The sequence below is a fragment of the Paracidovorax sp. MALMAid1276 genome (assembly GCF_049198005.1).
In the GTDB taxonomy this organism is placed as follows: domain Bacteria; phylum Pseudomonadota; class Gammaproteobacteria; order Burkholderiales; family Burkholderiaceae_C; genus Acidovorax.
Map to the genome: position 1 here is coordinate 1 of NZ_JBMIRS010000251.1, position 24,803 is coordinate 24,803.

21 protein-coding genes are annotated in these 24,803 nt (G+C 66.7%); 8 read left to right on the forward strand and 13 right to left on the reverse strand.

Annotated elements, in window-relative coordinates; genetic code table 11:
• Window positions 1-99: 99 nt before the first annotated feature.
• Window positions 100-2,409: a hypothetical protein gene (locus tag ACOQFS_RS21045; protein ID WP_421564759.1), complete on the reverse strand. Its 2,310-nt coding sequence runs from the start codon at window positions 2,407-2,409 to the stop codon at window positions 100-102.
• A 72-nt stretch (window positions 2,410-2,481) separates the two neighbouring features.
• On the opposite strand from ACOQFS_RS21045, the gene ACOQFS_RS21050 reads away from it, so the two are divergent.
• From ACOQFS_RS21050 to ACOQFS_RS21070, 5 genes are all read left to right on the forward strand, one after another.
• Window positions 2,482-4,005: a 3-hydroxyacyl-CoA dehydrogenase gene (locus ACOQFS_RS21050; RefSeq protein WP_421564760.1), complete on the forward strand. Its 1,524-nt coding sequence runs from the start codon at window positions 2,482-2,484 to the stop codon at window positions 4,003-4,005.
• A gap of 22 nt (window positions 4,006-4,027) precedes the next feature.
• Window positions 4,028-4,807 carry an oxepin-CoA hydrolase, alternative type gene (locus ACOQFS_RS21055; RefSeq protein WP_421564761.1) on the forward strand — a complete coding sequence of 260 codons (780 nt, stop codon included), beginning with the start codon at window positions 4,028-4,030 and terminating at the stop codon, window positions 4,805-4,807.
• 170 nt (window positions 4,808-4,977) lie between these two features.
• A complete protein-coding gene (locus ACOQFS_RS21060; protein WP_421564762.1) occupies window positions 4,978-5,697 on the forward strand; it encodes a Crp/Fnr family transcriptional regulator in 720 nt (239 codons plus the stop codon).
• 30 nt (window positions 5,698-5,727) lie between these two features.
• Window positions 5,728-6,813: a phosphotransferase gene (locus tag ACOQFS_RS21065; RefSeq protein ID WP_421564763.1), complete on the forward strand. Its 1,086-nt coding sequence runs from the start codon at window positions 5,728-5,730 to the stop codon at window positions 6,811-6,813.
• A gap of 33 nt (window positions 6,814-6,846) precedes the next feature.
• Window positions 6,847-8,121 (forward strand): acyl-CoA dehydrogenase family protein, encoded by a 1,275-nt coding sequence (locus ACOQFS_RS21070; protein WP_421564764.1) that lies wholly within the window; start codon window positions 6,847-6,849, stop codon window positions 8,119-8,121.
• 93 nt (window positions 8,122-8,214) lie between these two features.
• On the opposite strand, the gene ACOQFS_RS21075 is transcribed toward ACOQFS_RS21070, so the two are convergent.
• Window positions 8,215-9,030, reverse strand: coding sequence for a hypothetical protein (locus ACOQFS_RS21075; protein ID WP_421564765.1), 816 nt, complete (start codon window positions 9,028-9,030; stop codon window positions 8,215-8,217).
• Between the two features lie 66 nt (window positions 9,031-9,096).
• Between ACOQFS_RS21075 and ACOQFS_RS21080 the strand changes: the two genes are divergently transcribed.
• Complete coding sequence (locus ACOQFS_RS21080; protein WP_421564766.1) at window positions 9,097-9,849, forward strand: hypothetical protein; 753 nt, start codon at window positions 9,097-9,099, stop codon at window positions 9,847-9,849.
• A 104-nt stretch (window positions 9,850-9,953) separates the two neighbouring features.
• On the opposite strand, the gene ACOQFS_RS21085 is transcribed toward ACOQFS_RS21080, so the two are convergent.
• The 3 genes from ACOQFS_RS21085 to guaB form a co-directional block, all read right to left on the reverse strand.
• Entirely contained in the window at window positions 9,954-11,024 is a 1,071-nt protein-coding gene (locus ACOQFS_RS21085; protein ID WP_421564767.1) for a DUF6352 family protein, read from the reverse strand.
• Between the two features lie 38 nt (window positions 11,025-11,062).
• Entirely contained in the window at window positions 11,063-12,679 is a 1,617-nt protein-coding gene (guaA, locus tag ACOQFS_RS21090) for a glutamine-hydrolyzing GMP synthase (RefSeq protein ID WP_421564768.1), read from the reverse strand.
• Between the two features lie 254 nt (window positions 12,680-12,933).
• Window positions 12,934-14,409 carry an IMP dehydrogenase gene (gene guaB, locus ACOQFS_RS21095; RefSeq protein ID WP_421564769.1) on the reverse strand — a complete coding sequence of 492 codons (1,476 nt, stop codon included), beginning with the start codon at window positions 14,407-14,409 and terminating at the stop codon, window positions 12,934-12,936.
• 180 nt (window positions 14,410-14,589) lie between these two features.
• Between guaB and ACOQFS_RS21100 the strand changes: the two genes are divergently transcribed.
• Window positions 14,590-15,126, forward strand: coding sequence for a DUF4124 domain-containing protein (locus ACOQFS_RS21100; protein WP_421564770.1), 537 nt, complete (start codon window positions 14,590-14,592; stop codon window positions 15,124-15,126).
• Between the two features lie 75 nt (window positions 15,127-15,201).
• Here ACOQFS_RS21100 and ACOQFS_RS21105 read toward each other — a convergent pair whose 3' ends face one another.
• Complete coding sequence (locus ACOQFS_RS21105; protein ID WP_421564771.1) at window positions 15,202-15,576, reverse strand: RnfH family protein; 375 nt, start codon at window positions 15,574-15,576, stop codon at window positions 15,202-15,204.
• Complete coding sequence (locus ACOQFS_RS21110) at window positions 15,569-16,009, reverse strand: type II toxin-antitoxin system RatA family toxin (RefSeq protein WP_421564772.1); 441 nt, start codon at window positions 16,007-16,009, stop codon at window positions 15,569-15,571. The genes ACOQFS_RS21105 and ACOQFS_RS21110 overlap by 8 nt, the downstream gene beginning before the upstream one ends.
• 119 nt (window positions 16,010-16,128) lie before the next feature.
• Here ACOQFS_RS21110 and smpB point away from each other — a divergent pair, with 119 nt between their 5' ends.
• The gene (gene smpB, locus ACOQFS_RS21115; protein ID WP_421564773.1) at window positions 16,129-16,602 is read left to right on the forward strand and encodes an SsrA-binding protein SmpB; all 474 of its coding nucleotides are present in this window, start codon (window positions 16,129-16,131) and stop codon (window positions 16,600-16,602) included.
• A gap of 52 nt (window positions 16,603-16,654) precedes the next feature.
• Here smpB and ACOQFS_RS21120 read toward each other — a convergent pair whose 3' ends face one another.
• The 6 genes from ACOQFS_RS21120 to infB form a co-directional block, all read right to left on the reverse strand.
• Window positions 16,655-17,764 (reverse strand): enoyl-CoA hydratase/isomerase family protein, encoded by a 1,110-nt coding sequence (locus ACOQFS_RS21120; RefSeq protein WP_421564774.1) that lies wholly within the window; start codon window positions 17,762-17,764, stop codon window positions 16,655-16,657.
• Window positions 17,761-18,636: a DMT family transporter gene (locus ACOQFS_RS21125; RefSeq protein ID WP_421564775.1), complete on the reverse strand. Its 876-nt coding sequence runs from the start codon at window positions 18,634-18,636 to the stop codon at window positions 17,761-17,763. Before ACOQFS_RS21125 ends, ACOQFS_RS21120 begins: the two co-directional genes overlap by 4 nt.
• Window positions 18,637-18,714: 78 nt before the next feature.
• Window positions 18,715-20,544, reverse strand: a complete 1,830-nt coding sequence (gene typA / locus ACOQFS_RS21130) for a translational GTPase TypA (RefSeq protein ID WP_421564776.1) — start codon at window positions 20,542-20,544, stop codon at window positions 18,715-18,717.
• Window positions 20,541-21,545 carry a tRNA pseudouridine(55) synthase TruB gene (gene truB / locus ACOQFS_RS21135; RefSeq protein WP_421564777.1) on the reverse strand — a complete coding sequence of 335 codons (1,005 nt, stop codon included), beginning with the start codon at window positions 21,543-21,545 and terminating at the stop codon, window positions 20,541-20,543. The genes typA and truB overlap by 4 nt, the downstream gene beginning before the upstream one ends.
• Window position 21,546: 1 nt before the next feature.
• On the reverse strand, window positions 21,547-21,918 hold the full coding sequence (gene rbfA / locus ACOQFS_RS21140; RefSeq protein ID WP_421564778.1) for a 30S ribosome-binding factor RbfA: 372 nt from the start codon (window positions 21,916-21,918) through the stop codon (window positions 21,547-21,549).
• Window positions 21,919-21,936: 18 nt separating this feature from the next.
• Window positions 21,937-24,795: a translation initiation factor IF-2 gene (gene infB / locus ACOQFS_RS21145; protein ID WP_421564779.1), complete on the reverse strand. Its 2,859-nt coding sequence runs from the start codon at window positions 24,793-24,795 to the stop codon at window positions 21,937-21,939.
• Between the last annotated feature and the right edge of the window lie 8 nt (window positions 24,796-24,803).

Genomic DNA, 24,803 nt, shown 5'->3' on the forward strand with positions numbered 1-24,803 from the left:
CCGCCCCCTTGCCCGGGCACGAGCCCATGCAGGCGCCCGGCGCATCCACTCATACCGATCGCACTCCAATGCGATCCCCGAAAAGATCTTGAACAGGTTCTAAGAAGGCTTCTTGCGCTGCTGTTGTTGCTGCTGGTTCTCCAGCTCCAGCCGCAGCTCCATCAGGTCGTTGTCCATGCCGAAGCCGACAGCCTGGCCCGCTGGGGGCGCGGCCGTGACCGGCACCGGGGGCAATTCGGTGAAGCTGATCTCCGGGGGCTCGGACAGGTCCAGATCCAGCGGCACGCTGCGCGAGTCCGGGTCCAGCGGAGCGGGCGCGGTGGTGGCCTGCGCCGCTTCGGCCTGCTGCCGCGCCACGTCGGCAGGCACCAGGTCAAAGTCAAAATCCAGGCCCGCAGCCATGGACTCTGGCGGCCTGTCGTCCTTGCGCCGGTGGCCCGGGGGGGCTTCGGCCACCAGAATGTCTGCGCGCGGGGGCGCAAGCGGCGTCGTGCGCTTGCGAGGCGGGGGCTCGCCCCGAGCGCTGGCGGGCGTGGTCTGTGCAATCGACAGCAGCAGCAGCAGGTCGTCGTAGGCCGCCAGGTCAAAGGGCTCCACCGCGTCGCCGCCAATGCTGCGGAACAGGAATTTCTCCAGCAGCATGAGCACCGCAGGCGAGGTCCATTCGGCTTCGATCTCCGCCAGCGCATCGGTGTAGTGGTACAGCATGCGGCCCGTGCGGTGGAAGCCCGTGAACTCGGGCACCTGGGCATTGAAGGACGCCATGAACTGCTCGCGCAGCTGCGAGAACTCGTCCACCCGGCTGAGCGTGTGGTACAGACGCAGAAGCTCCAGGTAGGCCAGGGGCGATGACTCGCGGTGCTCGGCAATGTGCGTGCGCAGCACGTCGATGGCCTGCTGGTGCTCGCCGACCGACACGAAAAACTCTGCCTGCTGCTGCACGTCAAACAGCGCTTCGGGGTTGACGATCTGCGTGCCGCTGGCGCCGCGCGCCGCCGCCGGGGCGGGTGCCGCCACGACAGGCCCCTGAGCGTCCATCCAGGGCTCGTCGGCCAATGGGGCAGACCCGGACGGCACCGCCAGATGTGGCGCCAGATGCGGCGCCGCCTCGGCCCCTTGCGCAGCACCCAGCGGCGCGCTGCCGCTGGCGGTGGGCGAGGTGGAAACAAAGGGCTCGTAGGCCGGCGCGCGACCTGCACCAGTCTTTTCTTCCGAGAGTTCCACCACGCCGTCGGCGGAATCCCAAGCATCGCCGGGATGGGGCGAAAGGCCCATCGCCGCATCGTGGGCTGCCTGCACCTCGCGGCTGCCCAGCGCGACGGAATCACGCCAGGCCGCCACGGCCCGGTCCGACGCGGTGCGCAGGCGTGTCCACAGGCGTGCCACCACCAGCAGCACCAGCAGCAGCACTGCCGCCAGCGCGTACACCACCCAGGCAGGGAAGCGCTCTTCCTCGGCCTGCGCGAGTTGCTGCTGCAGCTGCGCCGCAGCATCGCGGTCGCGGCTGGCCTGGCTGCGCAGTGCAGCCGCTTCGGCCTCCAGGGCCTTGAGACGTTCAGGGTCCTGCAGGTCCTGCGGCTGCGCGTTCAGCGCCCTCCACTGGGCAGCGGCCTCGGCGCGCTGCGCGGTGGGCTCTTGCGACGGCGTGATCAGAAGCTCCATGGACGGCCGCAGTGCCACCGGGCTGTCGAGCCAGACATCGAGCGGCTCCAAAACCAGCCGCGGGCGCGCGCCGGCCTGCGGTGCGGCCGCAGCCGACGGGCGTGCGGCCGGGCGCGCCGCTGCTGCCTCGGGTGCACGCGTCGCGGGCCGCGCACGGCTGCGAGGCGGCGCCGCTGCATCGGCTGTCGGCTGCCGCTGGCGCGAGCGCGCGCTGGCCGCCGTGCCCCCGTCGGCCAGCGCGGAGGGTGATGGTGCAGACGCTGCGGGCCCCACGGTGGCAGCAGACGCCGCAGAGGCCCCGGCTGCGCCTCCCTGCGCGGCCTGTGCGGCCTGTGCGAGCCGCGCCAAGTCCACCGGGGCTGCTGTGCGTGGCACGGCCACCGGAAAATCTGCAAGAAAGGTGTAGGTGCGCGAGACTTTGCCCGCGCAGCCCGCCGTCAGCGTGACGGTCAGGATGGGTTCATCGACAGCCACGGCGGCCTGCACACGCACTGCGGGCGGGCGCCCGGCCTGGGCCACGGGTGTGATGCGCACCTTGGCGGTGCCGATGGGGGTGTCGCCGGCACGCAGCGCAGCGTCCACGCACGATGAGGCCACGTCGGAGCCTGGGTCCGGCTGCACCTCGAAGGTCAGGTCCACCGGACCACCCAACACCACCGCGCCCCGGCTGGCGCCCAGCGTCAGGGCCGAAGCGCCAGTGGCAACCACCCACAGACCGGCCCCAATAATGGTGTTTCTGATATTCACAATAAGTATGGATTTGGGTTGCAAGGATTCTTGCACATAACTCCTGCCCAAGGCCAGAGCCATAATGGCGCTATGAAAATTCAGTATCCCAACATCGCCGTCGTCGGCACCGGCGCCATGGGCCGGGGCATTGCACAAATCGCCACCCAGGCCGGCAGCCGGGTTTTTCTGATGGATGCCAACCCCGGCGCCGCAGATGCCGCCAAGGCCGCGCTCGGCGAGCAATGGGGCAAGCTGGTGGCCAAGGGCCGCATCGATGAAGCACAGGCCAGCGCATGGGGAGCGCAGCTGCACACCGTGCAGTCGCTGGACGAGCTGGCCGATTGCGACCTGGTCGTTGAAGCCATCGTCGAGCGGCTGGATGCCAAGCAAGGATTGTTCACGCAGCTGGAGTCGGTGGTCCGCACAAATGCGGTGCTGGCCACCAACACTTCATCGCTTTCGGTCACGTCCATTGGGGCAGCGCTCAAGCATCCCGAGCGGCTGGCCGGGTTCCACTTCTTCAACCCGGTGCCGCTGATGAAGGTGGTGGAGGTGATTGCGGGCCTCAAGACCGACCCCGCCCTGTGCGCAGACCTGGCCGCGTATGCCCGGCAGATGGGCCACACGCCCGTGCAGGCGCAGGACACGCCGGGCTTCATCGTGAACCACGCGGGTCGCGGCTACGGCACGGAGGCCCTGCGCATCGTGAGCGAGGGCGTGGCCGACTTTGCCACCATCGACCGCATCCTGCGCGACCAGGTGGGCTTCAAGCTCGGGCCGTTCGAGCTGATGGACCTCACGGCGCTCGATGTGTCGCATCCGGTGATGGAGTCCATCTACCGCCAGTACTACGACGAGCCGCGCTACCGCCCCAGCGTGATCACCGCGCAGCGCCTGGCAGGCGGCGTGGTGGGCCGCAAGGTGGGCGAAGGCTTCTACCGCTATGCCGATGGCGCCGCGCAGGTGCCCGCCGAACCGCCCGTGCCCGTGGTCGACGAGATGCCGCCGGTGTGGGTGTCGCCCCGTGCATCGCGCCGCGCAGAGCTCTACCAGTTGCTCAAGGACCTGGGCGCGACCATCGAGACCGGCCAGTCCCCTTCGCCCCACGCCATCACGCTGGTAGCGCCACTCGGGTTTGATGTGACCACCGTCGCAGTGGTGGAGCGGCTGGACCCGGCGCGCACCATCGGCATCGACATGCTGATCGAGGACGCCGCCACCAAGCGCCGCGTGCTGGCCACCAACCCGGCCACACGGGTGGACATCCGCAACGCGGCGCACGCGCTGTTTGCGCGCGACGGAAAGGCCGTCAGCGTGATCCGCGACAGCGGCGGCTTCGTCACCCAGCGGGTGGTGGCCACCATCGTCAACATCGCGGCCGACATCTGCCAGCAAGGCATCTGCTCGCCCAAGGACCTGGAGACCGCCGTGACCCTGGGCCTGGGCTACCCGCTGGGCCCGCTGGCCATGGGCGACCGCTGGGGCCCGACCAACATCCTCGAAGTGCTTTTCAACATGCAGACCGTGTATGGCGACACCCGCTATCGCCCCAGCCCCTGGCTGCGCCGGCGCGGCGCCATCGGGCTGAGCCTGACGCATGTAGAAGAAAACTGACCGCCCGCACCCAAGGCCGCACATGCCCGCAGAACTGAGAAGCACCAGCCAGGGCCAGACCCTGGTCCTGACCCTGAGCAACCCCGAACGGCGCAATGCCATCGACCCGTCGATGTATGCCGCGGGCGTGGAGGCGTTGAGCGTGGCCGAGAGCAGCGCCGACATCAGGAGCGTGGTCATCACCGGCTCGGACGGCATGTTCTGCTCGGGCGGCAACCTGCAGCGGCTGCTGGCCAACCGCCAGCAGCCTCCAGAAGTGCAGGCCCAGAGCATCGAAGGACTGCACAACTGGATCGAGACCATCCGCACCTATCCCAAGCCCGTCATTGCGGCGGTGGAAGGTGCGGCGGCAGGAGCAGGCTTCTCGCTGGCCCTGGCCTGCGATTTCATCGTGGCGGCGCGCAACGCGGTGTTCGTGATGGCTTACAGCAACGTGGCGCTGTCGCCGGACGGCGGCGCGAGCTGGAGCCTCTCGCAGGCCCTGCCCCGCCAGATGGCCGCCGAGATCCTCATGGGCGGCGACCGCATCGGCGCGGAGCGCCTGCACGCGGTGGGCCTGGTCAACCGCGTGGCCGAGGCAGGGGGTGCACTCGACGCCGCCCTGGCACTGGCCGAGCAGCTCAACACCAAGGCACCCAACGCACTGGCCAGCATCAAGGAGCTGCTCAACGAAGCGCCCCAGGCCAGCCTGGCGCAGCACCTGGGCCACGAGCGCGACCATTTCGTGAAGAACCTGCACCACGCCAACGGGGGCGAGGGCATCACAGCATTTCTAGAAAAGCGCGCAGCCCGCTACGAATAGGGCCCACGGCATCCTCACCCAGCCCCTGGCCGCGCCCTGCGCGCCCAGGGGCTCTTTTTTTTGCGCCCCACGCACGGCGCAAGGGCTGCCGCGCAGGTGACAACCCTGACGCAGCACGCTGGTCCCTGACGCGACAATGGACCGGTTACCAGTCACCCAAAAGACAGACCATGGACGACCCGATTCTTACTATCGAAGAACGTGAAGCGATCAACTCCGGTCGCTGGTTTTCATCCCTTTCGCCTTCGCTACGCCACGACATCCTCCGATGCGCATACGTCAAACGCTACAAGGACGGCGGCCTGATTGCCGCACGCGGCGATCCGCCCGAGGAGTGGATTGCGTGCGCCCGGGGCGCGGTGCGTGTGAGCTCCACCTCCATCTCGGGCAAGCAGATCACCCTGACCTATGTGGAGCCGGGCATCTGGTTCGGCGACGTGGCGATCTTCGACGGGGACCGGCGCACGCACGACGCGTATGCGCATGGCGACACCACGATCCTGTGCGTGGCCAAGGCCGACTTCAAGAAGATTCTTGCCGCGCACACCGAGTTCTACGAAGCCATGCTGCGACTGCACGCGCGGCGCATCCGCCAGCTCTACGGCCTGGTGGAAGACCTCAACACCCTGCCCTTGCGCGCGCGCCTGGCCAAGCAGTTGGTGCACCTGGTGCGCAGCTATGGCATTCCCAGCCTGTCCGATGGCCGCGAGATGCGCATTGGCCTGCAGCTGGCGCAGGAAGAGCTGGCACAGCTGCTGGGCGCATCGCGCCAGCGCGTGAACCAGGAGCTCAAGGCCATGGAGCGCGAGGATGCGATCCGCATCGAGCCGGGTGGTCTGGTGGTGCGCGACCGCGACGCCCTCATGCGGATTGCTGAAACCGACAACTGAAGCACCAGAACACTCTCCATCGCCCCATCCATGAGCAATTTCGACCACTTTGTCGGCACCCGTCCCGTCTCCGACCAGCATGCCTTCGACACCGAGAAGCTGACCGCCTGGCTGACTCAGCACATGCCGGGCTTTGCCGGGCCCATCACGGTGGAGATGTTCAAGGGTGGGCAGTCCAACCCTACCTACAAGCTGATCACACCCGGCGCCAGCTACGTGATGCGCGCCAAGCCCGGCCCCGTGGCCAAGCTGCTGCCTTCGGCCCATGCCATCGAGCGCGAGTTTGCGGTGATGAGCGGCCTGCATGGCACCGACGTGCCGGTGCCGCGCATGTTCGTGCTGTGCGAAGATGAATCGGTGATCGGCCGCGCCTTCTACGTGATGGAGTGCATGCAGGGCCGCGTGCTGTGGGACCAGTCACTGCCCGGCATGACGCCACCCGAGCGCGCAGCGATCTACAACGAGATGAACCGCGTGATCTCCGCCCTGCACACCGTCAAGTTTGCAGACCGGGGTCTCGCAAACTACGGCAAGAGCGGCAACTACTTCGAGCGCCAGATCGGCCGCTGGAGCAAGCAGTATGTCGCCTCCATCACGCAGCCCATCCCCGAGATGGACAAGCTCATGGAATGGCTGCCCGCGCACATGCCGGCCAGTGCGCGCGACGAAAGCCAGGTCTCCATCGTGCATGGCGACTATCGCCTCGACAACCTCATGTTCCACCCCACCGAGCCCCGCGTGATCGCCGTGCTCGATTGGGAGCTGTCCACCCTGGGCCACCCGCTGGCCGACTTCAGCTACCACTGCATGAGCTGGCACATCCCGGCCTCGATGGGCCGCGGCATTGCAGGGCAGGACCTGGCGGCGCTGGGCATCCCCAGCGAGGACAGCTACATCCGCCTGTACTGCGAACGCACAGGCATTGCCACCCCAGAGGCGCTGCGCGCCGACTGGAACTTTTACCTTGCCTACAACATGTTCCGCATCGCGGCCATCCTGCAGGGCATCGCCAAGCGGGTGGAGGCGGGCACGGCCTCCAGCGCCCAGGCCAAGGCCTCGGGCGATACGGCCCGGCCCATGGCCGAGCTCGCCTGGTCGTTTGCGCAGCGCGGGTAGGCATCCCCACGATTACCAACGGAGAAGAGACCCATGGACTTTGACTACTCGCCCAAAACCAAGGAACTGCAGGCCAAGCTGCTGCAGTTCATGGATGACCACATCTACCCCAACGAGGTCTCTTACAAGGATGAACTGGCCGCCAACACCGCTGCGGGCAAGCGCTGGAGCGCGCTGAACACCATCGAGAACCTCAAGCCCAAGGCACAGGCCGCAGGGCTGTGGAACCTGTTCCTGCCCGTGGACAGCGCAGCCGCCTCGGGCTATGACGGCGCGGGCCTCACCAACCAGGAATACGCGCCGCTGGCCGAAATCATGGGCCGCGTGCCATGGTCCAGCGAGGTGTTCAACTGCTCGGCGCCCGACACGGGCAACATGGAAACCATCGCGCGCTATGGCAGCGAGGACAACAAGGCCCGCTGGCTCAAGCCCCTGCTGGAGGGCAAGATCCGCTCGGCCTTTGCGATGACCGAGCCCGACGTGGCATCGAGCGACGCCACCAACATCGCCACGCGCATCGAGCGCCAGGGCGACGAATATGTGATCAACGGCCGCAAGTGGTGGATCTCCGGCGCGGCCGACCCGCGCTGCGCCGTGTACATCACCATGGGCAAGTCCGACCCGGAAGCACCCAAGCACTCGCAGCAAAGCATGGTGCTGGTGCCCGCCGACACCCCCGGTATCAACGTCATCCGCCCGCTGAACGTGATGGGCTATGACGATGCGCCCCACGGCCACGTGGAGATGACCTTCGACAACGTGCGCGTGCCCGCGTCCAACATCCTGCTGGGCGAAGGCCGTGGCTTCGAGATTGCCCAGGGGCGCCTCGGCCCCGGGCGCATCCACCACTGCATGCGCCTGATCGGCCTGGCCGAGCGCGCGCTGGAGCTGATGTGCAAGCGTGCCTCGTCGCGCGTGGCCTTCGGCAAGACCGTGGCGCAGCAGACCGTGACGCAAGAGCGCATTGCCGAAGCCCGCTGCAAGATCGACATGGCCCGCCTGCTGACCCTGAAGGCCGCGTGGCTGATGGACGTGGCCGGCAACAAGGTGGCCAAGACCGAGATCGCCATGATCAAGGTGGTGGCGCCCAGCATGGCCTGCCAGGTGATCGACTGGGCCATGCAGGTGCACGGCGGCGGCGGCATGTGCGACGACTTCCCGCTGGCATCGGCATACGCCCATGCGCGCACGCTGCGCTTTGCCGACGGCCCGGACGAAGTCCACCGCAACGCCATCGCCAAGTGGGAACTGGGCAAGTACGGCAGCTACGGCCGCGACGCGGGCGTGCCCATCACGCGCGGCGGCTGAGGCAGCGCATTGGCGGCCGGCGCGCCGGCTGCAATCTGCGCAGCGCCCGGCTCGCCATACCGGCTCACCCGGATAGCGGGCCGCGTCCGCGCGTTACTCCAGTGGCGGAGTAGGCGACGCGGGCTGCTGCGGCAGGGGTGCGGTTGCACTGGGCGGCGTGGCAGCAGGCGCCGCCACGTTCTGCATCGCACTCTGCGCTGCGGTCAGCAGCAGGTGGGTGGCATGGGCGATTTCCTGCAGGCTGCGCCGGGTGTGCTCCATGCGCAGGTAGACCTTGCCCCGCACCAGCATCAGCAGCAGCGGTGATTCCGCACGCAGCGCGCTGTCCGGGCCGCCCCCCGCAGTGCTGCTGCTGTCTGCGGCGGCCTCCACGGCGTTGAGCAGCTGCGACACCACCGGCGCGTGGATCCACTGCTGCGCGGTATCGCTGTGCTCGGCCACCACCGCGAAGTGCTTGCGGAACGATCGGGGCAGCTCGGGCCACGCCACCTCCTCGAACATCGCCAGCCAGCGCATTTCCTCGGGCATGCGGGCGTTCACCGTGGTCTGCAGGTTGTCCGTGATGGCGCTGTAGGCGTTGCCCTCCAGCGCCTCCTGCAGCGGCCGGTTGAGCACCATCACGGCGGCTTCAGGATCTGCACCAATGTCTGCGCGGCCGCGCAGCTCCAGGCCACGCACATAGTCGCGGGTCGAAGCGCCGCACTCCAGCCGCCACGGGTGTCCGCCGACTTCGCCACCCAGGTCGAAATGTCCTTCCGCCGCCTGCGTCACGATGGCCAGGCGCTGGGAAGCGGCCCAGCGCGCCACCTCCTGGTTGCTTGCCGGCTTGCCGGCAGACGGCATGCCGCCAGGGTTGCCACCCGAAGGTGCTGAGGTGGGCAGCAGGGCTTTGCGGAGGCGATCAAACATGGCAGGGTTCGGAGCGAGGGGCTCCGCCAAAGTCGCGGGTCGCGGATGAGCGGATTATTGTGGGCAATGGCCGCCACGGCAAACCGCTACCATGGCCCGGTATTCAGCACCTCTACGCGCACCGTGCAACCCGCTCGCCACCGGCCCGACCTTTTGCCGCAGCCCACACGCCGCCGCTTGCTGGCTGCGGCCGCAGCCGGTGCGGCCGGCGGCCTGCTCACCGTGCGGGCCTCACCCTCCCATGCGGCGGCTGGCGGCGGCGAGCCCTGGCCGGTGGCAGGCCTGTCGCCGTCGGCCCAGCGCATCGTTCGGTGGGCCAGCGACACGGCGGACCCCCAGGGCATGCCGTTTGTCGTCATCGACAAACCGGCCGCGCGCATCCACGTGTTCACGGCACGCGCGCAATGGCTGGGTAGCGCGCCGGTGCTGCTGGGCGCAGCTCTGGGCGACCGGTCTGCGCCGGACATCGGCACGCGCCCGCTGTCCCGCATCCGCCCGCACGAGCGCACCACACCGGCCGGCCGGTTCGTGACCGAGCCCGGCCGCAATCTGCGGGGCGAGGACGTGGTGTGGATCGACTACGAGTCCGCCGTGTCGCTGCACCGCGTGCGCAGCGTGCACCCCTCGGAACGCCGCCTGGAGCGCCTCGCGAGCCCTGGTACGCGCGACAAGCGCATCAGCTTCGGCTGCGTCAACGCGCCGCAAGCGTTCTACGACCAATGGATAGCACCCCACCTGGGCACGGTGCCCGGCGTGGCGTATGTGTTGCCCGATACAGAGCCGTTTGCTTCTGTTTTTGTAGCGGCCAGCGCTTACTGAAAGCCATTTTCAGAAAGAAAACGCCTACATCGCTCTACAGTCAAGCGGTAACCGCTATTGAACTTGTAGCAAACCGCGCTTTGGCGCGGGTGCAAAAGCCGGGGTCACGCGGCCGCTGCGAGCGGCAGGTTCAGCAGCAGGTTTTGTGGCTTGATGCGCACCACGCCGTCGCTGCCCGTGGCAAGGCCCAGATACACCGGCTTGCCCGCCACATCTGCGCGCATCTCTGCAGGGTTGGCAAAGCGCAATGTGAACAGGCTGATGAGCCGCGCCATGCGGTCTGCGTCCACAGCCCGGTCCTCATACAGATCGTTCAGGATCGCCGTGGACGCCACGTCCAGCCCCACGTGCCAGCGCCAGGCGCTGTCGGTGATCTGCCGCACGGGCTCGATCTCGACCTGCACGCCCAGCATGTGGGCCACCCATTGTTCCAGCACGCGTGACAGTGCCTTGAGCCCGGACCGCGCACGCGTGAGCTTGAGCGTGAGGCCGTGGCTCAGATCCTGGCTGACCTCGTGGGCCATATCGAGCAGGAAGTGGTGGCGCCCGCTCGCCTGCCAGTAATCGGGGGCGTTGGCCGGGGACAAGACCCGCAGCTCGGCCGTGGGCTGCAGCGCACCGCTTTCGCGCAGCAAGCGCCCCACTTCGCCCAGGCCGGCGGTTTCCTGCAGCATGTCCAGCGTGGCGCGGTCGCCGGCCAGCATCTGGCCGTCATGCTGCGTGATGCGCTGCGGGCGGAACAGCATCTCTGCGGCGCGGGCCTCGAAGGCATCGTCACAGTGCTCCAGCACGCTGCGCAGAATGGCCTGCACCACGGCATCCACAAAGACACCGGGCACGTTCACGGCGCCGCCGCGCATGATGTGCAGGTAATAGCCTTCGAGGCTGCCGGCGGCCAGCACGCCGTCGCGAAAACGCAGGAACACCCGGTAGTTCTCGCGGATGTCCGCATCCGCCAAGGCGTCCAGCTCGGCGTCGGAGACGGCACGGCGCGGCGCCTGCTGCAGCGCCCCATGCAAGGCCTTCTCGGCCGCGCACGATTCGGGGGCGAGCGCCAGCTCCGGCCATGCCAGCAGGCCTGCGAGGTAGGCATCCGTGGGCACCAGCCAGCCATGCGCGTCGCGCTCCAGCAGGCTGAAGCCCGAGTTCACCCAGAAATCACGTGCCATGGCCATTCACCCGTGCCGCAGCCCTGAAGGCGCACAGCGGTTTGTCATTCCCACTCGATGGTCGCGGGCGGCTTGCTGCTCACGTCGTAGGTGACGCGGTTGATCCCCCGAACTTCATTGATGATCCGCGAGGACACCTTCTTGAGCAGCGCATAGGGCAGCTCGGCCCAGTCGGCGGTCATGAAGTCGCTGGTCTGCACGGCGCGCAGGGCCACCACGTAGTCGTAGGTGCGGCCATCGCCCATCACGCCCACGCTCTTGACGGGCAGGAAGACGGTGAACGCCTGGCTGGTGAGGTCGTACCAGGTCTTGCCGGTGGCCTCGTCGGTGAAGTTGCGCAGCTCTTCGATGAAGATCGCGTCCGCGCGGCGCAGCAGGTCGGCGTATTCCTTTTTGACCTCGCCCAGGATGCGCACGCCCAGGCCGGGGCCGGGGAAGGGGTGGCGGTAGACCATTTCGGGCGGCAGGCCCAGGGCCACGCCGAGTTCGCGCACTTCGTCCTTGAAAAGGTCGCGCAGCGGCTCCAGCAGCTTGAGGCCCAGCTGTTCGGGCAGGCCGCCCACGTTGTGGTGGCTCTTGATGGTGACGGCCTTCTTGCTCTTGGCGCCGCCGCTCTCGATGACGTCGGGGTAGATCGTGCCCTGGGCCAGGAAGGTGGCACCCTTGTGGCCGGCTGTGCCCGCCTTCAACTTCGCAGCCTCGGCCTTGAACACGTCCACAAACAGGCCGCCGATGATCTTGCGCTTTTGCTCGGGCTCGCTCACCCCGGCCAGCTTGCCCAGGAACAGCTCGCTCGCGTCCACGCGGATGACCTTGGCGTGCAGCTTGCCCGCAAACATGTCCATCACCATGTCGCCCTCGTGCAGGCGCAGCAGGCCGTGGTCGACGAACACGCAGGTGAGCTGGTCGCCGATGGCGCGGTGGATGAGGGCAGCGGCCACGGACGAATCCACGCCGCCTGACAGGCCCAGGATGACTTCTTCATCGCCCACCTGGGCACGGATCTGCTCCACGGCTTCGGCGATGTGGTCCTTCATCACCCAGTCGGGGCGCGTGCCGCAGATGCCCAGCACGAAGCGATCCAGCAGCGCCCTGCCCTGCACGGTGTGCGTGACTTCGGGGTGGAACTGCACTGCGTAGAACTTGCGGTCCTCGTCGGCCATGCCGGCAATGGGGCAGCTGGGGGTGGAGGCCATGAGCTTGAAACCCGGAGGCAGCTCGGTGACCTTGTCGCCGTGGCTCATCCACACCTTGAGCATGCCGTGGCCCTCGGGCGTGGTGAAGTCGGCAATGTCTTGGAGCAGCGCGGTGTGGCCCCGGGCGCGCACCTCGGCATAGCCGAACTCGCGGGTGTTGGAGCCCTCGACCTTGCCACCCAGTTGCTGCGCCATGGTCTGCATGCCGTAGCAGATGCCCAGCACGGGCAGGCCCAGTTCAAACACCGCCTCGGGCGCCTTGTCGTCCACCTCGTACACGCTGGCGTGGCTGCCCGACAGGATGATGCCCTTGAGCGTGCCGTCCTTGGCGTATTCGCGCACCCAGTCGCTGCTCACATCACAGGGGTGTACCTCGCAGTACACATGCGCCTCGCGCACGCGGCGGGCAATGAGCTGCGTGACTTGCGAGCCGAAATCGAGGATGAGGATTTTCTGGTGTTGCATGGTGGGTTTTAATGAAATCAGCCCCTAGGGAGCCTCTGCAAGAATCACCGCGCCGCGTGCATCTGCGGTCTCGGGCGGTCTGCGGCGTTGCAAATGCTCGCAATAGCTACGGCTATTGCTGCGCTTTGCGCCTTGCAGCCCATCCCAATCCGCAGCGCACGCTTGCCGCTCGATTCATGCAGAGGCTCCCTGGCGCTTATCCCATAAGCGCTAGGGGCTATCAAAACAATAGCATCAGGCGGAGAGGCCAACCATCAGTCGGCGCGGTAGTTGGGCGCTTCCTTGGTGATCTGCACGTCGTGCACATGGCTTTCGCGGATACCGGCGGTGGTGATCTCGACGAATTCGGCCTTGTTGTTCATCTCTTCGATGGTGGCGCAGCCGCAATAGCCCATGGAGGCGCGCACGCCGCCCGCCATCTGGTAGACGATGCTGACCATGGAGCCCTTGTAGGGCACGCGGCCTTCGATGCCCTCGGGCACCAGCTTGTCGGCATTGGGGTTGCCGGTGCTCGATTCCTGGAAGTAGCGGTCGGCGCTGCCCTGCTGCATGGCGCCAATGCTGCCCATGCCGCGGTAGCTCTTGTAGCTGCGGCCCTGGTACAGGATGACTTCGCCGGGCGCTTCTTCGGTGCCTGCAAACATGCCGCCCATCATCACGGTGCCGGCGCCTGCGGCTAGTGCCTTGGAAATGTCGCCGCTGTAGCGGATGCCGCCGTCGGCAATCAGCGGCACGCCCGTGCCCTTGAGCGCCGTGGCCACGTTGTCGATGGCCATGATCTGGGGCACGCCCACACCGGCCACGATGCGGGTGGTGCAGATGGAGCCAGGGCCGATGCCGACCTTGACCGCGTCAGCCCCCGCCTCGACCAGCGCCAGCGCTGCGGCACCGGTGGCGATGTTGCCGCCGATGACGTCGATCTGCGGGTAGTTCTGCTTGACCCAGCGCACGCGGTCGATCACGCCCTTGCTGTGGCCGTGGGCGGTGTCGACCACGATGGCGTCCACACCGGCCTTGACCAGGGCTTCGACACGCTCTTCGGTGCCTTCGCCCACGCCCACCGCAGCGCCCACGCGCAGGCGGCCTGCGGCGTCGCGTGCGGCGTTGGGGAAGCTGGTCTGCTTGGTGATGTCCTTCACCGTGATCAGGCCCTTGAGTTCAAAGGCATCATTCACCACCAGGATGCGCTCAAGCTTGTGCTTGTTCAGCAGCGCCTTGGCTTCGGCCGGGGTGGTGTGGTTCTTTTCGTTGACCGTGATGAGCTTCTCACGCGGGGTCATGATCTGGTGGACCTTGACGTCGAAACGCGTTTCAAACCGCAGGTCGCGGCCCGTGACGATGCCGACCACCTTGCCGCCATCGCACACGGGGAAGCCCGAGATGCCCAGTTGCTCGGACAGCTGCAGCACCTGCAGCACCGTGTGCTCGGGGGTGATAACCACCGGGTCGCGCAGCACGCCGGACTCGTAGCGCTTGACCTTGGCCACGTGGGCGGCCTGCTCCTGCGCCGTGAGGTTCTTGTGGACGATGCCGATGCCGCCTTCCTGGGCGATGGCGATGGCCAGGCGCGCTTCCGTCACGGTGTCCATGGCGGCGGACACGAGCGGCAGATTCAGCTGGATGTTGCGGGAGAGTTTCGTCGCGAGGGACGTGTCCTTGGGCAGGACCTGGGAGTACGCTGGCACCAGCAACACATCGTCGAAGGTGAGCGCTTTTCCAAGAAGGCGCATGAGAAAGCTCCAAAAAACGGATTGTACCCGCGCCCGGCAACTACCAGCCTTGTGCGCCCAAGGCGACCAGCGCCATGGGCGCGCCGGTTTCAGGCGCGCGCCCCTCCGGATGTGGCGTAAACACGCCCACCCGTCGGGCCGCACTGGCGGGCCGATGACCGCAGGGATAAACTTCCCGGCATGAAATCGCACAAGCTTCTCCTGCTGGCTGTGGCCTGCACCTGGGCCATGGGCGCTGCGGCGCAGTGGCAGTGGATCGACAAGGACGGGCGCAAGGTGTTCAGCGACCGCCCGCCTCCACAGGAAATCCCCGAAAAAAACATTCTGAAGCAGCCCGGCGGCCCACTGGCAGCCCGCCCTGCGACGACTGCCGCCGCACCGGCCGATGCGGCCAAGGCAGCGTCTGCCCCCGCTGCGGCCGCCGCGCCCCGCGCGGCCGCCAGTGCCGCAGTCACGGGCAAGGACAAGGAACTGGAAGCCAAGAAGGCCCAGGCCGAGGCCGCAGAGGCCGCCAAGAAGAAGGCCGAAGAAGACAAGATCGCCAAGGCCAAGGCAGAAAACTGCACCCGGGCACGCGCGGCCAAAGCCTCATTTGCCACGGGCCGCCCCATGACGCAGACCAATGCCCAGGGCGAACGCATTTTTCTGGATGAAGCCGGGCGCGCCGCCGAGGTCAAACGCATCGACAGCATCATCGCGGCCGACTGCGCGCGCTGAACCGGGCGCTGAACCGGACGCAGACCCGGGGATTGACAGGGCCGTTGCGGCCTCATCACCCCGGGCCGCAGCCAGTCAATAGCCGGACTTGGCCCCGGGCCGGCGGCGGGCAAACAAGCCGGTAGAACGCGCGCCCTGGCGCGCAAAACGCTCTCGCCGCGCCACCTTGGGGTCGACCAGCAGAGGGCGATACACCTCCACACGGTCGTGTGGCTTGAGCACGCAGTCCAGAGCGACGGGCCGGCCCCACACACCGACGTGTTCGGCCAGGTCATGGGCCACCAGGCCACACGCACGAAGGGCATTGGCCACGCAGGCGCCCGGCGGCAATTGCAAGGCCCATTCACGCACTTCGCGGGGTGCCACGCAGGCGACCACGGTGACCTGCAAGGGCGCCTCTTGGCCACTGCCGGACCCCGCAGCCCCGGTCTCTTGCTGGGGTTCAGCCATACACCTGCTCGGCCCGCTTCACAAAGGCATCCACCATGCTGCCCGCAATGCGGTCAAACACCGGGCCCACCAATGCGGCCAAGGCCGTGCTGCTGAAGCCGTAATTGAGCATCAGCTCGACCTTGCAGGCGCGCTCCGTGCCGTCTCCCACGGGATGGAAGCGCCAGTCGCCGTCCAGCCGCGAGAACGGGCCCTTCACCAGATGCATCTGCACACGTCGGCCGGCCTCGTGCTCGTTGCGCGTGACAAAGGTCTGGCGGATGCCGCCGAACGCGATGCCGACCTCGGCGGTCATGCCGTCCTCGGACTGCTCCAGCACGGATGCGTGGTCGCACCAGGGCAGGAACTGGGGATACTGGTCGACGGCGGTGACCAGGGCAAACATTTCTTCGGGGCGGTACCAGATGAGGACGGACTTGTGAACGGTTTTCATGCAGGCGGGGCTGCGGCGCACGGGGGCACCGAGCCAGAGGAAATTAGAATCGCTGCCAGCGACACCCGAGCATTGTAGGGAGGCCTTTTAACTCCCTGAAGGTGCCGCATCTATACCCAATGGCCAAAAAACCCGATCCCTCGTCCCGCATTGCCGACAACAAGAAAGCGGCCTACAACTATTTCTTTGAAGAGCGCCACGAGGCCGGCATGGTGCTGCACGGCTGGGAAGTGAAGGCGCTGCGCGAGGGCAAAGTGCAACTGACCGACGGCTATGTGCTCATCCGCGATGGCGAGCTGTTCCTGCTGGGCTGCCTGATCCATCCGCTCAAGACCGCGTCGACGCATGTGAACCCCGAGTCGGCCCGCACCAAGAAGCTGCTGCTCAAGAAGGACGACATCAAGCGCCTGATTGGCAAGGTTGAGCAAAAAGGCTTCACGCTGGTGCCGCTGAACCTGCACTGGAAAAACGGCTACGTGAAGTGCGAGATTGCGCTGGCCAAGGGCAAGGCCGAGCACGACAAGCGCGACACCATCAAGGACCGCGAAGGCAAGCGCGAGGTGGAGCGGGCAATGAAGAACCGCAGCCGCTGAAGCGGCGCGCGCCAATGACACAGGGCTGCCAGCACCGGCAGCCCTTTGTCACTCAAGAGAGCGCCGCCAGCGGGTGCGCATGCGCGGGCCACGGGCTCACAAAGAACGGCGCCACCATCTCGGGCGTCACGTCTTCGATGCGGGCCGGCTTCCACTGCGGTGCATGGTCCTTGTCCACCGCCAGCGCGCGGATGCCTTCCACGGTCTCGCTCTGGCCAGGGCGCAGGTAGAAGCAGTGGCGCACCATGTCGCGCTCCATGCGCAGGTCGTCCGCCAGGCCCATGTCCCGCGCTCGGCGGATCTGCTCCAGCACCACGTTCAGCATCAGCGGCGAGCGCTTGCGCAGCGTGGCGGCGGTGCTGCGCGCCCAGTCGGAATCTGCAGCCTCCAGCGCCGCGACGATCTCCCCCACGGTGGGCAGTGAAAAATATTGGTCAAATTGGCCTCCAGCGCTTATCTGTAAAGCGCTAGCAGCTACAAATTTAGAAACAACAAAGTTCTTGATGGCTGCGCCGTCCGCAAACTGTTGCGCGCCCAGCGCGTCCCAGACCGCTGCCTGTTCGCCGGACGGCATGCAGCCATCCGCCAGCTGGGCCGCGATGGCGTCGCCCGCACCAATGGTGTCGCCGGTCAGCGCGAGCCACTCGCCCACGCGGCCGGGGCAGCGGGAGAGGAAGTAGCCGCCACCCACGTCCGGGAACAGGCCAATCGCCGTCTCGGGCATGGCCATCTTGGTGCGCTCGGTGACCACGCGCAGCGCCGCGCCCTGGCTGATGCCCATGCCGCCGCCCATCACGATGCCGTCCATGAAGGCGATGTAGGGCTTGGCGTAGTTGTGGATCAGGTGGTTGAGCGCGTACTCCTCTGTGAAGAAATCCTCCAGCTGCGGATTGCCCTGGCTGCCCGCTGCATGCAGAAAGCGGATGTCGCCACCCGCGCAGAAGGCGCCGAACGGGCCTTCCTTGTTGCTGCCCCGGATGGCCACCGCCAGCACGCGCGCGTCCGTCTGCCATTGCAGAAGAATGCCCATCAGGTCCCGCACCATGCCCAGCGACAGCGCGTTCAGCGCGCGGGGCCGGTTCAGCGTGATGAAACCCACCTGGCCGCGCACTTCACTCAGCACCTCGCTCGGCACCTCTGGCGCCACTACCGTCTCCGTCATTTCTGTTCCTTCCAACCCAACAGTTCATTGAAAACCAGCGCACCGATCACCAGCACGCCTCCGGTCAGCACGGCAGGCGCAGGCTTTTCGCCCGCGCCCAGCCATGCCAGCAGGATGCCGAAAACCACTTCCAGCAAACCCAACAGCGCCATCTCGGGCGCCTTCAGCACCCTGCCGCAGCGCACGGCCAGCACGCAGGGAACCGCCAATTGCACCACGCCCAGCACCGCCAGCAGCAGCAGGTCACGCCCGGACGCCGCAAACGGCAGCGCCAGCGGCAGCGTGGCCAGCACCGAAATCACGGCGCCCACCAGCACGGCCGGCACCAGGTCCACCGCGTGGCCGTGGCGCTGCGAATGCTGCACCACCGTCCAGTTGATGGCCGCCGCCACCGGCACGCACAGCGCCACCAGCGTGCCTGCCAGCGGCAGGCCGGCCATCTGCGACCCATACATCCAGCCAATGCCCAGGCCCGCCACCGCAATCGCCGCCCAGGTGCGCGGCGCAATGCGGTGGCCGATGAACATCCACGAGAACAGCGCCGTGAGCAGCGGGCCGACCGACATGGTGACCAGCACATTGGCCACGGGCATCAGCACCAGCGCCACCATGAAGGCGGTGAACATCACGCTCCAGCACACGCCCGAAACCCACAGCGCCCGGCCACTGTGCCGCATGGAGCTGAACACCGCCCTGCCCTGCAGCGTGGGCAGGATGACCAGCAGCGCCAGCAGGGTGAAGAAGCTGCGCCAGAACGTGACCTCGAAGCTGCGCGCATGCTCCAGGTGGCGCGTGATCACGCCGGCAATCGACCACATGAGGGTCACGGCCACCATGAGCAGCACGGCGCGGGAGTGCGTGAGTTTCAACATCGGGCTTCAGGCTATGGTCTCTTCAGACGGAAAAAAGGCCACTGCTTGGCAGTGGCCCTTTCGGAAACGCTGAGCTTATCAAGAACGCGCTGCGCGCTTGCGCTCGTTTTCCGTGAGGTGGCGCTTGCGCAGGCGCACCGACTTGGGCGTGATTTCGACCAGTTCGTCGTCCTCGATGAATTCCACGCCGTATTCCAGCGTGAGGTCGATCGGGGGCGTGATCTTGATCGCGTCTTCCTTGCCGGACACGCGGAAGTTGGTGAGCTGCTTGGTGCGCGTGGCGTTCACCACCAGGTCGTTGTCGCGGCTGTGGATGCCCACGATCATGCCTTCGTACACGGGGTCGTTGGCCTTCACGAACATGCGGCCGCGGTCGTCGAGCTTGCCCAGGGCGTAGGTGAAGATTTCACCGTCATCCATGGAGATCAGCACACCGTTCTTGCGGCCGCCGATGTCGCCCTTGTGCGGCTCGTAGCTGTCGAAGATGTTGCTGATGAGGCCCGAGCCGCGCGTGAGGTTCAGGAACTCGTTGGTGAAACCGATCAGGCCACGGGCCGGAATGCGGTACTCCAGGCGCACGCGGCCACGGCCGTCGGACTCCATGTTCACCAGCTCGCCCTTGCGCTCGCCCAGGGCCTGCATCACGCCGCCCTGGTGGCCTTCTTCGATGTCGGCCGTCACCAGCTCGATGGGCTCGTGCTTCACGCCGTCCACATCCTTGAACACCACGCGGGGCTTGGAAACGGCCATTTCATAGCCTTCGCGGCGCATGTTTTCGAGCAGGATGGTTAGGTGCAGTTCGCCCCGGCCCATCACTTCGAACACGCCTTCCTCGTCGGTTTCGTTCACGCGCAGGGCCACGTTGTGCTGCAGTTCCTTTTGCAGGCGGTCCCAGATCTGGCGGCTGGTCACGAACTTGCCTTCGCGGCCGGCCAGCGGCGAGGTGTTCACGCAGAAGTTCATGGTCAGCGTGGGCTCGTCCACCTTCAGCATGGGCAGCGGCGCGGGGTTGGCAGGGTCGGTCACGGTCACTCCGATGCCGATGTCTTCGATGCCGTTGATCAGCACGATGTCGCCAGGGCCGGCCAAGGGCGTCTGCATGCGGTCCAGGCCCTGGAAGGTCAGCACCTGGTTCACGCGGCCCTTGGTGGTCTTGCCGCCGGGGCCTTCCATGACGATCACGTCCTGCATGGGCTTCAAGGTGCCCTGGCTGATGCGGCCCACGCCGATGCGGCCCACGAAGGTGGAGAAATCGAGCGCCGAGATCTGCAGCTGCAGCGGTGCGGAGGCGTCGCCCGTGTTCGGTGGCACGTGCGAGAGGATGGTGTCGAACAGGGCCGACATGTCGGGACCCCACTGCTCACCCGGTGCGCCCTCTTCCAGCGACGACCAGCCGTTGATGCCGGATGCGTACACCACGGGGAAGTCGAGTTGCTCGTCGGTGGCGCCCAGCTTGTCAAACAGGTCGAACGCTGCGTTCACCACCTTGTCGGGGTTGGCGCCAGGCTTGTCCACCTTGTTCACCACCAGGATGGGGCGCAGGCCCAGGGCCAGGGCCTTCTTGGTCACGAAACGCGTCTGGGGCATGGGGCCTTCCTGCGCGTCGATCAGCAGCACCACGCTGTCGACCATGGACAGGGCGCGCTCCACTTCGCCGCCGAAGTCCGCGTGGCCGGGGGTGTCCACGATGTTGATGTGCGTGCCCTTCCAGCTCACGGCGCAGTTCTTGGCCAGGATGGTGATGCCGCGTTCCTTTTCGATGGCGTTGTTGTCCATCACGGTGTCGACCACCTTCTCGTGGTCGGCGAAGGTGCCGGACTGCCGCAGCAGCTGGTCGACCATGGTGGTCTTGCCATGGTCAACGTGGGCAATGATCGCAATGTTGCGGATTTGTTTGGTGGTCGTCATAGTTCTTCCAATGTGCCGCGTGGCGCCATGGACGCGGTATGCGGCTTGCTTTCCAGGATTTGTTGAATTTCCAGCGGACTCAGGAGCCTGTCCGGCACCAGCTCCCCGCCCACGATGTGGCCCACCCCCAGCAGCGCCGGGGGATTCTCGCCAAACACCGCCACGGCACTGGCATCGGGCCAGTTGCCACGGCGACGCACGCCCGAGAGGAATCGGGCTGCATTCTCACCATCCAGCGTGACACGCGTGTGCCCGGCCAGCAGCGATTCGGGTGCCTCCAGGCAGGCCATGCGCTCCGCCTCGGGCATGGCCTCCAGCTGCGCCAGCGTCACGCAGCGCTCCACCCCCAGCCCGCCCGTATCGATGCGGCGCAGGAAGCTCAGGTGCGCGCCGTAGCCGAGCGCAGCGCCAATGTCTTCGCCCAGCGTGCGGATGTAGGTGCCCTTGCTGCAGGTAACTATCATTTTTATAGCATTCAGCCCTTTATCAGTAAGCGCTAAAGACAGTTTTAATGCATGAATCACCACATCCCGGGCTTCGCGCTCCACGGTCACGCCGGCCCGGGCGTACTCGTACAGCGCCCGGCCGTCTTTCTTGAGCGCGCTGTGCATGGGCGGCACCTGGCGGATGGGCCCGGTGAACTGCTGCTGCACCGCGGCGATGCGCTCGGGCGTCAACTCGGCCGGGTCCACCTCGCGCCGCTGCACCACCTCGCCCTCGGCGTCACCGGTGGTGGTGGTCGTGCCCAGCACGGCAATGGCTTCGTACGTCTTGGCGGCCTCCAGCTGCAGCTGGCTGAACTTGGTGGCGGCGCCAAAGCACAGCGGCAACACGCCCGTGGCCAAGGGGTCGAGCGTGCCCGTGTGGCCGGCCTTTTCGGCGCGCAGCAGCCACTTCGCCTTTTGCAAGGCGTCATTGCTCGACAGTCCGAGCGGTTTGTCCAGCAGCAGCACCCCGTGCACAGGGCGCCGCTGCACCCTGGTGCGTGGCGCTGTGTTCACGTCAGTCTTCTTTGGAGCGGGAGGCGACCGCCTGGGCGATCAGCGCGTTCATGTCGGCCGCACGCTCGGTGGTGCGGTCGAACATGAAGTGCAGCGTGGGCACGGTGTGGATGTGCAGGCGCTTGAACAGCCCGTTGCGCAAAAAGCCCGCCGCCTGGTTGAGGGCGGCCTGCGTCTCCGCCGGGTCGCCCGTCAGCACGCTGAAGAACACCTTGGCGTGCGCATAGTCGGGAGTCACCTCCACGCCCTGCAGCGTCACCATGCCCACGCGCGGGTCTTTCAGCTCGCGCGCGATCAGCTCCGTCAGATCGCGCTGGATCTGGTCGGCAACCTTGAAGGAGCGGTTGGGCGTAGCGGATTTCTTGGCAGCCATCGCAGGTTCTCACACGCCTCACAGCGTGCGAGCGATCTCCTTGATTTCGAAGAATTCGAGCTGATCGCCTTCCTTGATGTCGTTGTAGTTGCGCAGCTTGATACCGCACTCGAAGCCTTCCTTGACTTCCTTGACATCGTCCTTGAGGCGGCGCACGGACTCGACTTCGCCGGTGTAGATGACCACGTTGTCGCGCAGCAGGCGGAACTTGCAGTTGCGCGTGACCTGGCCGGAGGTGACGTACGAACCCGCCACCGTACCGATCTTGGACGCCACGAACACGGTGCGGATTTCGGCCGTACCGATGGCTTCTTCGCGCTGCTCGGGGGCCAGCATGCCGGACATCGCGGCCTTCAACTCATCCACGGCGTCGTAAATGATGTTGTAGTAGTGCAGATCCACGTCGCTCGACTCGGCCAGCTTGCGCGCACCGGCGTCGGCACGCACGTTGAAGCCGATCACGATGGCCTTGGAGGCGATCGCCAGGTTGACGTCGGACTCGCTGATGCCGCCCACGCCAGCGTAGACCAGCTGCACGCGAATCTCGTCGGTGGAGAGCTTGAGCAGCGAGGCGGCCAGCGCTTCCTGCGAACCCTGCACGTCCGCCTTGATGATGATGGGCAGGGTCTGCACCTCGCCTGCGGTCATCTCGGAGAACACGTTCTCCAGCTTGGCGGCCTGCTGCTTGGCCAGCTTGGTGTTGCGGAACTTGCCGGCGCGGTAAGTCGCGATTTCGCGCGCACGGCGCTCGTCGGACAGCACCATGAACTCGTCCCCGGCCTGGGGCACGTCGGACAGACCCTGGATTTCCACCGGGATCGACGGGCCTGCCGTCTTGGCCGGCTTGCCGTTTTCGTCGAGCATGGCGCGCACGCGGCCCGAGGTCTGGCCGGCCAGCACCACGTCGCCCACCTTGAGCGTACCGGACTGCACCAGCACCGTGGCCACGGGGCCGCGGCCCTTGTCCAGTTGTGCTTCGATCACCAGGCCCTTGGCCAGGGATTCGACCGGGGCCTTGAGTTCCAGCACTTCGGCCTGCAGCAGCACCTGCTCCAGCAGGTCGTCGATGCCCATGCCGGTCTTGGACGAAACGGCCACGAAGGGCGAGTCGCCGCCGTACTCTTCGGGCACCACTTCTTCGACCACCAGCTCCTGCTTCACGCGGTCGGGGTTGGCATCGGGCTTGTCGGCCTTGGTGATGGCCACCACGATAGGCACCTTGGCTGCCTTGGCGTGCTTGATGGCTTCCTTGGTCTGGGGCATGACGCCGTCGTCGGCGGCTACCACCAGGATGACGATGTCGGTGGCCTGCGCACCGCGGGCACGCATGGCCGTGAAGGCCTCGTGACCGGGGGTGTCGAGGAACGACACCATGCCGCGCGGTGTTTCCACGTGGTAGGCACCGATGTGCTGCGTGATGCCGCCGGCTTCGCCCGCCGCCACCTTGGCACGGCGGATGTAGTCCAGCAGCGAGGTCTTGCCGTGGTCCACGTGGCCCATGACGGTGACCACAGGCGCGCGCGGCAGCAGCTCGGCGTCCTTCTGGCCCGAATCCTCGTCGGTGAAGGCTTCAGGGTCGTCCAGCGCCGCCACCACGGCCTTGTGGCCCATTTCTTCCACCACGATCATCGCGGTGTCCTGGTCCAGAGGCTGGTTGATGGTGACCATCTGGCCCATCTTCATCAGCGACTTGATCACCTCCGACGCCTTGATCGACATCTTGTGCGCCAGCTCGGCCACAGTGATGGTTTCTGGCACGTGCACTTCGATGACGCGGGCTTCCACCGGCGCCGATTGCTGGTGATCGTCACGCTGGTCGCGGCTGTCGCCACGGCGGCCGCGCGGGCCACCACGCCAGTTGTTACGGCCCACGCCGCCACTGCTGTCGCCGCGGGTCTTGATTTCCTTCTTCTTGGCCGGATCACCCGCCCAGCTGGACGACAGCTTGGCAGACTTGACTTCCTTGCCAGCGCCGGGCGCTGCCGCACCGGCAGAGGCCCCGGCACGCGCGCCACCCGTGCCTACGGCGGGCTTGTGCAGCGTGCCCTTCTTGGCGTCGCCCACCGCTGCGGTCTTGGCCGCCGGCTTGGCTTCTTCGGGCTTCTTGGCCACCATGACCGCCTTCTTGGGCGTGGCCATCATGGCGCGAATGGCTTCGGCTTCGGCGAGGGCCTTGCGGCGGCGCTCTTCCAGGTCGCGGGCGCGGGCGGCTTCCTCGTCGGAACGGGCCTTGGCCTCGGCCTGGGCCTTCTCGCGGGCCTCGGCCTGGGCTGCAGCACGTGCGGCAGCTTCAGCGGCCTGCTCGCGCGTGGCCTCTTCCTTCACGGCAGATGCCTGGGCTTTCTTTTCGGCCTCTTGCGCGGCATAGGCGGCGGCGCGCTCTTCGGCTTCGCGCTCGCGCTTTTCGCGGGCTTCGCGCTCGGCACGCTTCTCGGCCAGTTCCGCCTCCTGGCGGCGGATCAGCTCGGCCTGGCGGCGGGCTTCTTCCTCGCGGCGGGCCAGCTCCTGGTCCTCATGAGACACCGCAGACTCTTCGGCCACGGACTCACGCGCTTCGGCGGCGGCTTCCGCGCCTTCGTCACGCTGGATGAAGGTGCGCTTCTTGCGCACTTCCACCTGGATGGTGCGGGCCTTGCCGGTGGCGTCGGCCTGCTTGATCTCGCTGGTGGACTTCTTGGTCAGCGTGATCTTCTTGCGGTCGGGCGAAGCCGTCCCGTGACTGGCCTGCAGGTAGGCCAGCAGCTTTTGCTTGTCGGATTCGGTCAGCGCATCCGAGGACGCGGCCTTGCCCACACCCGCTGCCTTGAGCTGGTCGAGCAGGATTTCAGGCGATTTTTTGAGTTCGGTGGCGAACTCGGCGACAGTGTTACTGGACATATATGGTT

Coding starts and splice junctions, on each gene's coding strand:
- ACOQFS_RS21110 (WP_421564772.1), bottom strand. CDS start 16,009: ATGAAAACCGTTCACAAGTCCGTCCTCATCTGGTACCGCCCCGAAGAA.
- ACOQFS_RS21050 (WP_421564760.1), top strand. CDS start 2,482: ATGAAAATTCAGTATCCCAACATCGCCGTCGTCGGCACCGGCGCCATG.
- smpB (WP_421564773.1), top strand. CDS start 16,129: ATGGCCAAAAAACCCGATCCCTCGTCCCGCATTGCCGACAACAAGAAA.
- ACOQFS_RS21100 (WP_421564770.1), top strand. CDS start 14,590: ATGAAATCGCACAAGCTTCTCCTGCTGGCTGTGGCCTGCACCTGGGCC.
- ACOQFS_RS21060 (WP_421564762.1), top strand. CDS start 4,978: ATGGACGACCCGATTCTTACTATCGAAGAACGTGAAGCGATCAACTCC.
- guaA (WP_421564768.1), bottom strand. CDS start 12,679: ATGCAACACCAGAAAATCCTCATCCTCGATTTCGGCTCGCAAGTCACG.
- guaB (WP_421564769.1), bottom strand. CDS start 14,409: ATGCGCCTTCTTGGAAAAGCGCTCACCTTCGACGATGTGTTGCTGGTG.
- infB (WP_421564779.1), bottom strand. CDS start 24,795: ATGTCCAGTAACACTGTCGCCGAGTTCGCCACCGAACTCAAAAAATCG.
- ACOQFS_RS21075 (WP_421564765.1), bottom strand. CDS start 9,030: ATGTTTGATCGCCTCCGCAAAGCCCTGCTGCCCACCTCAGCACCTTCG.
- ACOQFS_RS21070 (WP_421564764.1), top strand. CDS start 6,847: ATGGACTTTGACTACTCGCCCAAAACCAAGGAACTGCAGGCCAAGCTG.
- ACOQFS_RS21125 (WP_421564775.1), bottom strand. CDS start 18,636: ATGTTGAAACTCACGCACTCCCGCGCCGTGCTGCTCATGGTGGCCGTG.
- typA (WP_421564776.1), bottom strand. CDS start 20,544: ATGACGACCACCAAACAAATCCGCAACATTGCGATCATTGCCCACGTT.
- rbfA (WP_421564778.1), bottom strand. CDS start 21,918: ATGGCTGCCAAGAAATCCGCTACGCCCAACCGCTCCTTCAAGGTTGCC.
- ACOQFS_RS21120 (WP_421564774.1), bottom strand. CDS start 17,764: ATGACGGAGACGGTAGTGGCGCCAGAGGTGCCGAGCGAGGTGCTGAGT.
- ACOQFS_RS21080 (WP_421564766.1), top strand. CDS start 9,097: ATGGCCGCCACGGCAAACCGCTACCATGGCCCGGTATTCAGCACCTCT.
- ACOQFS_RS21105 (WP_421564771.1), bottom strand. CDS start 15,576: ATGGCTGAACCCCAGCAAGAGACCGGGGCTGCGGGGTCCGGCAGTGGC.
- ACOQFS_RS21085 (WP_421564767.1), bottom strand. CDS start 11,024: ATGGCCATGGCACGTGATTTCTGGGTGAACTCGGGCTTCAGCCTGCTG.
- ACOQFS_RS21065 (WP_421564763.1), top strand. CDS start 5,728: ATGAGCAATTTCGACCACTTTGTCGGCACCCGTCCCGTCTCCGACCAG.
- ACOQFS_RS21055 (WP_421564761.1), top strand. CDS start 4,028: ATGCCCGCAGAACTGAGAAGCACCAGCCAGGGCCAGACCCTGGTCCTG.